Source organism: Streptomyces sp. NPDC002076 (genome assembly GCF_053593835.1).
On sequence record NZ_JBSFDI010000027.1, the window covers coordinates 25,943 to 39,028 of the forward strand.

The 13,086-nt window shown below is 66.9% G+C and carries 12 protein-coding genes and 2 pseudogenes; 11 read left to right on the forward strand and 3 right to left on the reverse strand.

Features of this window, described 5'->3' with window-relative positions:
* Positions 1–2: 2 nt before the first annotated feature.
* The 3 genes and pseudogenes from ACWCQS_RS38695 to ACWCQS_RS38705 form a co-directional block, all read left to right on the forward strand.
* Complete coding sequence (locus tag ACWCQS_RS38695) at positions 3–1,421, forward strand: serine hydrolase domain-containing protein (protein WP_451008834.1); 1,419 nt, start codon at positions 3–5, stop codon at positions 1,419–1,421.
* A 575-nt stretch (positions 1,422–1,996) separates the two neighbouring features.
* Positions 1,997–2,341, forward strand: coding sequence for a hypothetical protein (locus ACWCQS_RS38700; RefSeq protein ID WP_451008835.1), 345 nt, complete (start codon positions 1,997–1,999; stop codon positions 2,339–2,341).
* Positions 2,338–2,592: pseudogene (locus ACWCQS_RS38705) on the forward strand (MarR family transcriptional regulator); the annotation flags it as partial. The gene ACWCQS_RS38700 and the pseudogene ACWCQS_RS38705, both read left to right, overlap by 4 nt.
* Positions 2,593–2,622: 30 nt before the next feature.
* Here ACWCQS_RS38705 and ACWCQS_RS38710 read toward each other — a convergent pair.
* The gene (locus ACWCQS_RS38710) at positions 2,623–3,540 is read right to left on the reverse strand and encodes a hypothetical protein (RefSeq protein WP_451008919.1); all 918 of its coding nucleotides are present in this window, start codon (positions 3,538–3,540) and stop codon (positions 2,623–2,625) included.
* Between ACWCQS_RS38710 and ACWCQS_RS38715 the strand changes: the two are divergent.
* From ACWCQS_RS38715 to ACWCQS_RS38750, 8 genes and pseudogenes are all read left to right on the forward strand, one after another.
* Positions 3,535–3,735 (forward strand): annotated as a pseudogene (locus ACWCQS_RS38715) (hypothetical protein); the annotation flags it as partial. The gene ACWCQS_RS38710 and the pseudogene ACWCQS_RS38715 sit on opposite strands and share 6 nt — an antisense overlap.
* Positions 3,732–4,271 carry an N-acetyltransferase family protein gene (locus tag ACWCQS_RS38720; RefSeq protein ID WP_451008836.1) on the forward strand — a complete coding sequence of 180 codons (540 nt, stop codon included), beginning with the start codon at positions 3,732–3,734 and terminating at the stop codon, positions 4,269–4,271. The pseudogene ACWCQS_RS38715 and the gene ACWCQS_RS38720, both read left to right, overlap by 4 nt.
* A 111-nt stretch (positions 4,272–4,382) precedes the next feature.
* Positions 4,383–4,532, forward strand: a complete 150-nt coding sequence (locus ACWCQS_RS38725; protein ID WP_451008837.1) for a hypothetical protein — start codon at positions 4,383–4,385, stop codon at positions 4,530–4,532.
* Between the two features lie 660 nt (positions 4,533–5,192).
* Positions 5,193–6,212, forward strand: a complete 1,020-nt coding sequence (alr, locus tag ACWCQS_RS38730) for an alanine racemase (RefSeq protein ID WP_451008838.1) — start codon at positions 5,193–5,195, stop codon at positions 6,210–6,212.
* A 79-nt stretch (positions 6,213–6,291) separates the two neighbouring features.
* Complete coding sequence (locus ACWCQS_RS38735) at positions 6,292–7,227, forward strand: D-alanine--D-alanine ligase family protein (protein WP_451008839.1); 936 nt, start codon at positions 6,292–6,294, stop codon at positions 7,225–7,227.
* A gap of 169 nt (positions 7,228–7,396) precedes the next feature.
* Complete coding sequence (locus tag ACWCQS_RS38740) at positions 7,397–8,665, forward strand: MFS transporter (protein ID WP_451008840.1); 1,269 nt, start codon at positions 7,397–7,399, stop codon at positions 8,663–8,665.
* A gap of 87 nt (positions 8,666–8,752) precedes the next feature.
* Positions 8,753–9,853 (forward strand): GNAT family N-acetyltransferase, encoded by a 1,101-nt coding sequence (locus ACWCQS_RS38745; protein ID WP_451008841.1) that lies wholly within the window; start codon positions 8,753–8,755, stop codon positions 9,851–9,853.
* A gap of 30 nt (positions 9,854–9,883) precedes the next feature.
* The gene (locus tag ACWCQS_RS38750; RefSeq protein WP_451008842.1) at positions 9,884–11,146 is read left to right on the forward strand and encodes an ATP-grasp domain-containing protein; all 1,263 of its coding nucleotides are present in this window, start codon (positions 9,884–9,886) and stop codon (positions 11,144–11,146) included.
* Positions 11,147–11,239: 93 nt separating this feature from the next.
* On the opposite strand, the gene ACWCQS_RS38755 is transcribed toward ACWCQS_RS38750, so the two are convergent.
* Positions 11,240–11,455 carry a hypothetical protein gene (locus tag ACWCQS_RS38755; RefSeq protein ID WP_451008843.1) on the reverse strand — a complete coding sequence of 72 codons (216 nt, stop codon included), beginning with the start codon at positions 11,453–11,455 and terminating at the stop codon, positions 11,240–11,242.
* Entirely contained in the window at positions 11,455–12,909 is a 1,455-nt protein-coding gene (locus ACWCQS_RS38760) for a UDP-N-acetylmuramoyl-tripeptide--D-alanyl-D-alanine ligase (RefSeq protein WP_451008844.1), read from the reverse strand. The genes ACWCQS_RS38755 and ACWCQS_RS38760 overlap by 1 nt, the downstream gene beginning before the upstream one ends.
* Positions 12,910–13,086: the final 177 nt, after the last annotated feature.

Consider the following 13,086-nt stretch of genomic DNA (forward strand, 5'->3'; position numbering starts at 1 on the left):
CAATGCTGCAGGACAAGCTGTCGGAGTTCGTCAAGGCACAGGCCACGGAGCTCGGCGTTCCTGGTGTCGCCGTCGGGGTGCTCCTGGACGGACAGGAGATCTACGCCTCGCACGGCGTGACGAGCCTCAGCAACCCACTGCCAGTCGACGAGAAGACGCTGTTCCCTCTGGCCTCGGTATCCAAGACCTTCACGGCGACCGCGCTGATGCGCCTGGTCGCCGAGGGAAAGGTGGACCTGGACGCGCCGGTACGGCGTTACGTGCCCGAGCTGAAGCTCGCCGACGAGCAGGCCGCGAAGCAGATCACCGTCCTGAACCTGCTCAACCACACCGCGGGCCTGGACTGGAACCTGATCGACGACGGCGAGGGCGACCGCTCCCTGGCCGGGCTCGTGGCGAAGCTGCCCCAACTGCCGCTGATCGCACCGCCCGGGGCCCGCGCCTCGTACAGCCAGGCCGGTTACAACCTGGCCGGGCGGATCATCGAGAAGGTCACGGGCCTGCCCTTCGAGCAGGCCATGGCCTCGCTCGTCCTGGAGCCGGTGGGCCTTGCGGACACCGTGTACGGCCTGTCCGAGGTGATGGTCCGCAAGTTCGCCGTGGGCTACAACCGCGACGACGACGGCGAACTGCGCCCCGCCCGGCCCTGGGCAGCGTTCAAGGAGGGCGCGCGCGGCGACCACCCCGGCGGCGGCCTCGCCTCCTCGATGAGCGATCTGCTGCGCTGGGCACGGTTCCAACTCGGCAACGGCGAGGGCGTGCTGCCCGCCTCGGAGCTGCACCGCATGCGGGAGCGGACGGTCAGGCTGCGCGCCAGCACGCTCGGCGACGGCTTTGGCATCTGCTGGTTTCTGCACGACCTGGACGGCCTGCACGGGATCGGCCACGGCGGCTCGGGAAACGGCCAGTTCGCCGAGCTGCTCATCGTGCCCGAGCGCAACTTCGCGGTGGTCTCCCTGGCCAACGCCGGCCCGGACGGCTACCCCTTCAACCAGTCCGTCGTGCGGTGGGCGCTCGAGCACTACCTCGGCGTCATCGAGAAGACGGCGGAGCCGGTCCCGTACGACGAGGGACGAGCCGGGCAGGTCGTCGGCCGCTACGAGATCGACGCCATGAACCTCGACATCGCCACCGACGGCACCCGTCTCACCCTGGCGGTCGGCATCAAGCCGGAGATCCGCGAGGCATCGGACGAGGAAATGCCCCCGGACTACCCGGCCGCGGACATCGGCTTCCTTCCCGGCGACGGCGACGGCGACGGCGACGGCGACGGCGACGGCGACGGCGACGGCGACGAGTACATCGTCACCGAAGGCGGCCTCAAAGGGCAGCGCGGCTACTTCTCCCGCGACGCCAACGGCGCGGTCACAGGCGTCGACCTCGCCGGCCGGCTCTTCAACCGGGTCGCGGAAGCATCCTGATCCAACGCCGACAGGGGCGGACCCGAGCGGCCGCCCCTGCCGGCACCCCGAACCGGCGCCAGTCGACTCACGGACCCGACCCATCTCCGCCACAACGCTGGGCGCCGGCGCTGGACGCGCCGGCGGATCCTCGAGCAGGCCGCCCAACCCCGAGGCAGAAACCGGCGGTGAGCGCGCCTTCACCCACCGCCCCATAGACGCGGCATCCGGTTACGGGTCGTTGGTCCCTTGCGGGCCGGGTGTCGCACGATGGCCGGCGTGGCGTGGCTCGCCACCACGCCCCGCAGCAGCCCGGCTGCTGCGGACCGGCCATCGCCGAACTTCTCGTAAGTCCGCCCTCTGCCTAGAACACCGGCGGCCTCCTGCCGAGCTGGTTACGGACCTCCACTGCAGAAGCGAGCTGCCAGGCGCGGCGCGGCCCATGGTTGGGCCATGGATGTCGACCACGGTGGGCTGTTTCGCCTTCGTGACCGTGGTCGGGGCGTCGTGGTCGGGGTTCTGGTCGGGGCCCGCGGGTTTCCTCCTCAGCAACCACCTATGAGGAGCCCGCCACGGCCTCGGAAGGAAAGCCTCATATGAGCAGCGCTTGGACGTGCGGCGCCTGTGGCACCTCCAACGTCGACCGTGCGTCATGCGACGCCTGCGGTACGAGCAGCCCGACCGCCACCGCCGCCGATCTCGTGAACACTGCTCTGCGGGACGCAGCTGCCGCCCGTACTGCTCAAGTCGGGGAGGCCACCCGCGGCAACGACCGGTTGGCGCGTCATCTTGACAGCGTGGTCGACGCCTACCTTGACGACGCCTTCGCGCTGCAGATAGCTCGGCATCCAGTGATCGGCGCGTCGACCGGTGTTCTCATGCGCGGAGCCGGCGCGCTCAACACACCCAGGCCCGGGCGTGCACCGAAAGGAATTACATGAGCAGCCCCGCATCGGACACTCCAGCCTCGGCGTGGGCTCCCAGCCCGGCCGAACCCCTGGCCCACCAGGTGCTGGCCGGGCTCGCCCAGCACCGCATCGTCACCACCAGCCAGTTGCGTCGGATGCTGCGTCCCGGCGGCACGCGGCAGCTGATATCCCGCGTTCTGAACAGGCTACGCTCCGATGGCTTCGTCGACTGCACGGTGCTGCCGGACGCGAACCGGACCCGCACCAACACCTGGTATCTCACCTGTGGATCTGTCGTGCTGGTCGTGCCTTGCTCAGCTGAGTCGGAGCAGTCGTGTAGCGGGCTCACGGGATGCCTCCAGCGCGGTGGCGCTGACCGCGATCCAGTCCTCGGCATACCGGCGCTGGTGGAAGTAGCGGGAGAGGGTAAAAACGAGATCCGTGCTGGTCTGGGGGTGTCCAAGAGCGGAAGCCTGCGCTGCGGCAGCGACCGGGGTGGGGCGTTCAACGTCCAGCCAGGCCAGGGCGCTGCCGCGGTCGGGGAAGCGGGGCGAGGCGGGGCCGAGGGCCATGTCGAGGTGGGTGGCAGCGGCTGCTGTCGTGTCGCGGTAGTAGGCGAGGAGGCGGGTCAGGGCGGTGTCGCGCTGATCGGTGTCGGCGCAGGCGCGGCCGTGTTCGTCGGCGTACAGGCGCACGAGGTCGTGCATGCGCCAGCGGCCCCCACTCCCCCGTGGCTGCAGGCTGGATGACCAGGTGGGCGCGGGCGAGGTCCGGCAGGAGGTCCTCGGTACGCTCCAGGTCCACGGCCGGGCAGTGCAGATGGGCGGCCGCCTCAGTGGCTGGTGTCGGGGCCCGGGGGCGAGCGCGAGCAGACAAAACAGGCGGGCGTGGTCGACGGCCAGCCGCTGGTAGGACAGATCGAACGCGGCGCGCACCGCGACGACTTTGCGGTGCAGCCGGTCTAGTCGGGTGTGGGCCGCCTCCAGTGCGCGGGCGTGGACGGCCAGTGGCCGGCCGGGGCTGTCGGCCAGCAGCGCAGCCGTGATGTGCAAGGCCAGCGGCAGCCCCGCGCACAGGTCGGCGATCGCGTCCGCGGCAGCGGGCTCGTCGGCCACGCGGGTGTCCTGTTCGCCGCGGGCGTGGCGCAGGTGCCCGTCCAGCAGGTCGACGGAAGCGTGCCGGTCCAGGGCGTCGGGGTCGTGCAGGCGTACGCCGAGGACGAGGGTGCCCACGCCCAGCTCGCTCAGGGCGCCCCCGACGCCGCCACGGCCACCGCGATGAAGGTCCCCGCCGAAGCCGCCACCCATCACGCTCGGGTCACGCGCATGCTGCAGGAGTTCGGGGCCGCGCTGCGCGCCACGGCACCGGGCAGCTCCAGCGTGCGGACCTGGACCGAGCACACTGCCACCTGGAGGATGGCCGCATGACCACGGCGCCCGCCGTCGAACTACGCACCTTCACCACGCTCGACACCGCCCGCGGTGATCTCCTTGACGTGTACGCCGACGTGCGCGCCCCGCTGCTCCACCTGCCGAACTACGCCGTCACGGCGTTCGGTGAGCGCCTGGACCGGCACGGCACCGAGCCGGGGTTCACGGCCGTCCTTGCGTACGCGGACGGGCATCCGGTCGGCTACGCCTACGGCAACACCATCGGGCACGGCGACCGCTACTGGCAGCGCACCAGCCCGACACCGGCCCAGAAGTACACCGAGCGCCCGGCCGTGGCCCTGAAGGAGATCGGCGTCCGCCCGACCTGGCGAAAGACCGGCACTGCCCGCCACATCCACGACGCCCTCCTCGCCATCCGCGACGAGCCGTACGTGACGCTTACGGTCAACTCGGCCGCCGGGGATGGAAAGGTCCACGCGCTCCACGAGTCGTGGGGATACGAGGACATCGGAAAAAGCCAGCCGTCACCGGCCTCACCGGTCCTCACCGTGATGATCCGCGACACCCTCTGACCCAAGAGACGGGCAGCGCAGGAATTGACCCTCGGGGCCCAGTCTCGGAGTACGTCCGGCGGGGCCTCGTTGCACATGTTGGGCGCACAGAGGGGCGATGGAGCGGGGCTGGTGCGCGCCGACGGCAACGTCCGCCTGCTCGCCGAGCAGCGCTCCGTCTTGGTCCACGACCCGCGCACGCACTCGCCGCCCTGCGCGGACCAGCCCAACCTCCCTTCCATGCCCGGCCGTTCGCCCGGGCACGGGCCCCGGAAGGAGTGACGGAGGCCACGCCCCGCACCGTGTACACGCTGTCGCTGCCCGGCTTGAGCACCACCGACGGCCTGGACACCGTCATCAACCGAGGCCTCGGTGCCGACTCCACCGCCTACCTCGCCCGGATGCTCACCGACCCCGCCGCACATGGCATCGACCTGGAGCGTACCGCCGTCCGCTACACGGCCACCGGCAGCGAGTGGCCCGAAACCCGGCTGCTGTGCGATATCGGTGAGTCCGGCTATCGCAGGGTGAGGAATGACCCCTCGACCCGCTTGAGCCATAGAACCCGGCACGCGCTCGGCGCCGACTCATTGCTTATCCGTTCTTTAACCCTCCCGACCGTTGAGCCGGCGGCTATTGACACCGCTGTTACATCACTCACACGGTCGACCGTGAGATGCTGCACCAGGGACGACCTGATCAGGCCACTATTTTCGCCTTGCTTCTCGCCATGCCCCACTCGAGCCTCACCGGAAATAACGGTACAACATTGCACAAGTACCCCCCGATAGAGACCCGAATTGGCCAAACAGAAGTCGCGCCGACCTAGGTCGTCATGACGCAAACTCCCCCACTCCTGACGAGGTTTTCATATACAGTTATCTGGCCGGAGATGCGAGACGGCGGCACTAATTAAATGATCCGAAACGCGGGGGATTCGCGGTGCATCGTTCGGAAATAACTTTAGATCTGTCTGCGGTCCGCCAGAATGCGGACCTGCTCATGCAGGAGTTATCCGGGACGGAATTATGGGCTGTAGTCAAGGCGAATGCATACGGACACGGAGCCCTTCCGGTCGCACAAGCATCAATGGAAGTAGGCGCCAACGCGTTATGTGTGGCGACACTCAATGAAGGGATTGCACTGAGAAAAGCGCTACCCCAGGCAAGAATCATTGTCATGGGCCCGGTGTCTTCCCACGAGGTACCCGCCGCGCGGGACGCGAGGCTGGAGTGTGTGGCGCATACGAACGAGATGGCACGGCTCCTGGCAGACCAGGTCGACTACCATCTCAAGATCAACACAGGGCTGAACCGATGGGGAGTCGAAACCCCGGGCGCAATCCACCGCGGTCGAGTCGTCGGCGTGATGAGTCAGTTCGCCACCGACGGCGATCCGGACATCACCTCCCGGCAGCTCTCGGCCTTCCTGGAGCTGGCCGCACACGTGCCCGGAGCCATGCGGCACATCGCGAACAGCTGTGCCGCATGGCTCTTCCCCGAGACACATCTCGATGCCGTGCGCGCCGGTTGTACGCTGGTCGGTTTCCCGCCCTCCCCGGACTCGGACTTCGGTATTCGACCGACCCTGCGATGGACTAGTTATCTGGCCCAGGTACGACGGGTATCCCGCGGTCAATCCCTCGGATACGAGGACGCCTATCGCGTGCACAGGGATTCCTTCATGGGGATTGTTCCGGTCGGCTATGCAGACGGCTTCGACGTAAAACTGGCCGGGACCCGGATCTTCGTTGGTGACAAATCGGCGCAGGTCGTGGCCGTCTATATGGATGCCCTGTGCGTAATTATGGACGACTGGGCCCCGACCGATACACCCGTGACCCTCATCGGCGACGGTCTCTCCCTAGCCGATCACGCCAAAATCGCCGGCATCGACCCATGGGAACTGAGCACCGGGCTCATCGACGATTCACGGCGCACGCTTCGCAGGGTCGCTGACTGACCAGCTTGTTGCCCTTAGTGCCGTAGCCCTTCAGATTTTTCTTCGCGCCAGTAAAAAGGAAGAATTCAGGAGTTCTGTCATGCGTATTGCCGTACTTGTAGGTGGCCCCAGCCCGGAAGGTGAGGGTTCGTACACCTCTGGCGAGCCGGCGGCGAAGGCCCTCACCAACCTTGGGCACAGCGCCGAAATGGTGGACATGCTGGACCTGGAGTTCTGGAAGAAACTCCCTGACTACGACGCCGCCTTCCTGGCCGGACATGGCTGGTACGCGGAGGACGGCAAGCTCCAGGGACTCCTTGAGATGGTGCGCCTCCCGTATACGGGATCCGGCGTGCTGGCGAGCGCGCTGGGCATGCACAAGCCCACGTTCAAGCGGCTACTGACCGCCCATGGAATCCCGACGCTGCCCTCGGCCGTGCTTCGCCGAGGCATGTCGAGGGATGACATCGTCCAGGCGCTGGCCGACCTCAAGTTCCCGCTCTTCGTAAAGCCAGCCTCGAGCGGCGACAGCTTCGAGGCGGGCATCGTCCGGAACATGGCGGACGTGGAGACCATCCTCACCAGCGAAGGCCGGTACGTCTCGCAGGAATACCTGGCCGAACCGTATCTGTCGACCAACACGATGACGGTCGGTGTCCTGCAGATCAGCGGTGAGATCCGCGCCCTGCCGGTGCTCGAGGCGGTCAGCAAGAACGAGTTCTACGACAACGAGGCGAAGAACGACCCGGACCTCACCGAGTACCGGTGCCCGGCACCAGTCTCCGAGGAACTGTCGCAGACCATGCGCTCCACCGCTCTCCGCGTCTTCGAGATCTGCGGCTGCTACGGGGTGGGCCGAGTGGACTTCATGCTGTCCTCCGACGGCCCGATCGTGCTGGAGCTCAATACGGTGCCCGGCATGGCCCTCACGGGGAACCTCGCCACCATGGCGGCCGCCGACGGCATCAGCTACGACCGTCTCATCGAGGCGATCCTGACCAGCGGGCTGCAGCGACCTGCCACCTACCAACCGTGAGGTCGCACCTGCCGGCCGCATAGCAGCGCACAAGGCACCGTCACACCCAGAGCGTGACGGTGCCTTCAGGCTTCCCCGGCCTGCGTGTCCGATGGGCCATGTGCCCGCTCCCCGCTCCTTCGAGCCCAGCAAATTCCTCCGAACCCACCGATTGGAAACTGACACCGTCATGGCCGGCCTGAATCTCGTGCCCGCATCACCCGGGCTGCGCCGCTACGCCTACGCAAACCTCATCAACACCATCGGCATCGGCCTCTACCTCGCAGGCAGCGCCTTGTACTTCACACGCGGCGTAGGCCTCAGTGCAGGTCAGGTCGCCTCGGGACTCGGCCTGGCCACAGGAGTCGGTCTCGCGTTGATGATGCCGCTGGGCAAGCTGGCGGACCGCTACGGCGCGAAAAGGATCTATGTCGCTCTGTTGATCACGCAGGCGCTCGCCATGGCTGCGTTCACTGTGGTCGACAGCTTCACGGCATTCCTGTGCGTGGCCACGGTCAACGGCATTGCCGAGAGCGGGGTGTCAGGGACCGCGGGTGCCCTCATCCACTCCATCAGCAAGCCTGAGGAACGGGTAGTGGGGCGTGCTCAGTTGCGTACGAGCACGAACCTCGGCCTGGGCTGCGGCAGCCTGCTGGCAGCCGGAGCGTTGGCGGTGGGCACGACTGCCAGCTACACCGTCCTGATCGCGGGCAATAGCGTGTTGTTCGCGGCGGCGGCCGTGCTCGTGTCCCGCATCCCCGCCTCCTCACATGCCGCCCAGCCACGGGCTGACAACGCGCCGGCTGGATCGCTCTTCGCGCCGCTTCGCGATCTCGGCTACATGTCGGTCGCCGCCGCCAACGCCCTGCTGTCGCTCCACGTCACCGTTCTCTCCTTCGCCGTACCGCTGTGGATCGCCGACCACACCCGGGCGCCGCTGTGGAGTGTCTCCGCCGTACTCCTGGTCAACACCGGCCTGGTGGTGCTCTTCCAGGTGAGAGTCAGCTCGCGGGCCAACACCATTCTCGCTGCCGCCCGCTCCTCGCGACGCGCGGGCTTCGCGCTCTCGGTGTCCTGTGGGGTCATGGCGCTCACCCCGCACGTGCCTGCCATGACGGCCCTGATCCTGCTCCTGGCCTGGGCCGCATTGCTCACCCTGGGGGAACTCTTCCAAAGCGCCGGTGAGTTCTGCTTCAGCTTCCAACTGGCCCCCGATGACGCCCAGGGCGTCTACCAGAGCGCCTTTGCCCTCGCCCCAGGAGTGGTGCGCGCCTTGGCGCCTGCCGGTCTGACCCTCCTGGTTCTTGAGCGCGGACAGATCGGCTGGGCCGCACTGGCTGCGGTCTTCGTCGCCGGAGGCCTGGGCACGGCCGCCGCGGCCCGGTGGGCACAGCTGCGGCTTCCTGCCAGCGGTTCCGCGCCCACGGGCACCGACCCGCGAGCGACTGCCGCTTCCTGACCCCTGTGCCTCTCCGGTCCAACCTCTCCGCACTGTCACACCGCAAGGTTGAAGATGAAGATTTCGACTCTAGACACCATCCAGCAAGTGGATGCCGACACCTGGGACACACTGGCCGGCGGTTGGTTCTACGCCGGACATGCCTGGACCCTGTACCAGGAGCAGGATCAACACTCAACAGCCCGGTATCTGCAGGTCACCGTCAACGACGCGGTCGTCGCGGCTGCCGCTGTGTATGTGGTCGATAGAGAATGGAGCGACCTGTACGACACCGTCGAGAAGTTCCCCGACCTACACGCCGACAGGCCCCGGCAAGGGCCCACTGTCCTCGCGGGCAACCGGAGAGGCAACTCGAACCGGCTGCTGGTCGACCGTGCGCACCCCGAGGCGGCGGCCGCGACGCAGGCGCTGGTCCGGGCCGTCAACGAGATCGCGGCCAAGGAGTCCGACGGGCGTGCCTGGTGGCTCTATCTCGATGACGAGGACGCCTCTTACCTCACCGGCCTGGTGCCTACGACCACTGCCCGCATCCTGGCGGGCGACTGTGCGATCGAGCTGCCCGGCGAGACGTTCGCCGATTACCTGGCCGGAATGAGCCGGAACCAGCGGCGCCAGGTGAAGGGGGACCGGCGAGCGTTCGAGGAAGCTGGGTATGTGACCAAGGCCGTCGGATTCCGGGACGTCTGGCAGGAGTTCGCTCCGCTTGTGGCTCGCCACGAGAGGAAACACGGACATGACGTCGGCGACGAGTTCATCGCTGAGCTCATGCGTCTGCAGGCCGAATGCTGCGGCGAGACCGGCACCGTGCAGGCGTGCTGGGCGGAGGGCGAAATGAGGGCGGGAGGTCTGGCCTTCACAACCCCCACCGTGATCGCCGGACGGGCCTTCGGCTTCGATCACCCGCGCGCCAGTGCGTCGGAGTACTTCGAACTCGTCTACTACCGGCCGATCGAGCAGGCCTACCGGGCGGGCATCCCCCTTCTGCACCTCGGCATCGGAACGCTCGCCACCAAAGCCCGTCGAGGCGCGCAGGTGCGTCCCCTGTGGGGACTGGCCACAGGAGACGTCGACGGGGCACGCCCGGAGGCCGCCGTCCGGCACAACCATGCCCTCTGGCAGAGCTTCGAGGACGAACTCGTGCAGACACCGCACGCCCTGTCCAGCACCTTGATCCACCACGTTTGCTGACCGGCACCAATGTTCCCCACAGAACGGAAGATGTCCGTGAAGAACTCCTGGGTCGTTCTCATAGAACTGCACACCTCACCGGGCGGTGCGCGTGCCCTTCCCCACGCCGGCCGGCCTCTGAGCTCACCGAGTGAGCTCTTTCTCCGGGCGGCCCGCCAACGCGGTCACCGCACGGCCGTGGTCACGGTCGACCAGGGCTACTACGGAGACCATTTCGACGATCTCGTAGACGCCTGGCTGATCACCGATAGCGGCGACCCCGGTAGCATCCAGCAGACCCTCAAAGCCCTGGATTCCCAGATTGTCGCCGTCTACAGCGCAGTGGACAGTTTCGTCCGCATCGCCGCCCAGGTAGCCCGCAGCCTGGGGCTGCCCGGGCCCGATCCGCAGGGCGTCGGCATCGCCCGGGACAAGGCCAAGGCCCGTCAGGCACTCGCCGCCGCAGCCGTGGAGAACACACGCTGGGGCGTCCTGCCCGCCAGCGAGCCGAACCCGACTTCACCCATCGGATACCCCTGCATCGTCAAGCCCGTGGACGGCGCCTACAGCTGGGACGTGGCGCTGGTACACAACGACGACGACGTGCGGGCCCTGGCACGCAAGCACCTCGAACGTCACTACGCCAGGAGGGTTCAGCCGAAGCGCGAGCTTCTCTTCGAGGAGTATCTCGAAGGCCCGCTGATCAGTGCGGAAGGCTTCATCGACGGCGACGAGTTGACCATCTTCGGCTATTCCGACCGGGTGATGTCGCCGCCTCCGCACTTCGTTGAGCTGTCCCTGCGGTTCGCTGCCGAGCCCCCTGTCGCGGAGGCGGACGCGTTCGTCCGGTGTACTCTCGACGCGCTGGGATACGACTTCGGCCCCTTCCACCTCGAGTTCATTCTCACGGAAGACGGGCCGCGGCTGGTCGAACTCAACGCCCGCCTTGTTGGCGCTGGTATGGAACAAGCCATTGGCTACGTGTCGAGCCTGCCGCTCGCCGACTTCGTCCTCGCCAAGCTCACTGGGAACAACCCGGTGGCGACCTTCTCAGGCGCCGCGACCGAGCTGTATCTCACCGTCCCCGAGAGCGGTCTCCTCCAAAAGGCGGAAGGCCTCGAAGACGCCGTGGACCATCCCGGCTGCCTCTCGGCCGGCCTCTACTACGCCTACGGTGAGGCCGTGAGCCACGTCGTGGACTCCAACAGCAGTCCGGTGGGCTACGTGCACGCCGTGGGGGAAGATCGCGAGCAGTCGTATCAGAACGCGCTGCGGGCGGCGCAGAGCATCGTTTTCGGCGTGAGCCCGCGATGAGGCGTCACGCTGGGAAACCGTAGAAGGCCTCAGCAAAACGGCAGCCCCCGCTCGGACGACGGGCGGGGGCCTGTTCCTGTGTGACAGGTCCAACTACAGCGCGGCACTGCCGATCTCCAGCGGAGCTGGAGAGGTGCAGCCGTACGCCTGTTCACCGCATAAGACGCCGCACGCGATGCAGTCCCCGGGCCGGTACGGGTACTCCGCCACTACGGCGGCGGAACACAGGTCACAGGAGTCCGACAGGAAGTGATGTCCGGCCGCGCACTTCCTGATCAGCGGCTCATCCCGTTTGGAGAGATCACGCATTACTCAGCCTCCAGTTCAGGGCAGTCCTGGCAATGGATGTACTTCGTGCACACGCGCCGCGAACAGTCGACATGCCGCCCGGACAAGCCGAGCGGCACACGCTCCATATGCATGAACCGGGCGCCTTTGGCCAGCACGACGCACCGGCCGGTGGACTTCGAGACGATGTCCTGGGTCAGCACATGGGCGTTGCGCGCCGAATCGGCCAAGGACATGGCCGACGCCGGAAACCCTTGGGCTTCCGCCGCCTGGAGCAGCTTCTTTCCCTCTTCCCCCACCGCAATGAGGTGGGTGGCGGCCGTGGCCGCCTTCCGGCCGACCAGCCGGTGGAGCTCATCGGACCAGATGCCCAGCTCGCGCATCTCGCCGAGTACCGCGATGCGGGTATCCGCCGACATCTCGCCAAGCAGATCCAAAGCGGCGAGGGTCGCATCCGGACTGGCGTTGTAGCTGTCGTCCAGAACAGAAAGCTCTGCGGTCACCTTCCGCATCGATGCCCGGCCTTGGGGCGTGGAGAACTCCTCCAGGCTCTTCACACCCTCCTCTAGGCTGATCGCGCACAGGCGTCCGACAGCCAAGGCGAAGAGCGCGGCGTAGACGAAATGCCGGCCGGGCAGCGGGAGGTGGAAGACGACCGATTCGCTACCGGCGACGATCGTGCCGGACGTGCCCGTTTCCGTGAACCGGGCGTCGGCGGCCCTGATGTCGTTGCCGGGACCGAAGCCCACTCGTAGCACGCTAACGCCTTCCGGCGCGGGCTGGCGGCGTGCCGCGTCGTTCAGCAGGTCGTCGTCGCCGTTCAGCAGCCAGACGCCGCCGGACCGCACATGGCGCAGCAGATCGGTTTTCTCGTCGGCGAGTTCCTCCCGGGAAGCGAAATTACCGACATGCGCGAAACCGACGTTGGTCACGAGCGCGACATCCGGTTTCACGAGCTGAGCGAGGGCGCTGATCTCTCCCCGATGATTGGTGCCCACCTCCGCTACCGCGTGCGAGTGCTCTGGCATCAGCCGAAGAAGGCTAAGGGGAACGCCCAGGTGGTTATTGAAACTCTTGTCGCTGCTCAGCACGTTGAAACGTGAGCCCAGGAGATGGGCGACCATGCTCTTGGTCGTGGTCTTGCCGGCGCTTCCGGTGACTGCGACGACCCGGGCGTCCGAACGTGCGCGGGCCGCCGCCCCCAGTTCCTGCAACGCTACGAGCGTGTCGGGAACCCGGACGACTGTCACACCGTCCGGAACGTCTTCGACGTCCCGCTGTACGACGACTCCGGACGCCCCGGCACGGACGGCGTCCGGTACGAACTCATGGCCATCCCGATTGCCGCGAATGGCGAAGAACAGACTACCTGATGAAACTTCCTTGCTGTTGATGGCTGCACCAGTAAAGGTCTCGGCTCCAGGTTTGACCAAGGAGGCGCCGGTACACGCCAACAGATGGGAAATTTCAATCATTTCGTCCTCATTGTCTTAGCTGTGGACGTCTCAGGCTAGCACGCGCCCCTCCCCGAACCTCCGGTGACGATTGGGCAGTTCGCGACACACTGACTACCCACCGTCGCTTAGGTACGCACTATGACGGCTCGTCAATTGGCCACCCTATCGGTCGGCACCCGAAGGCTACGTCACAAG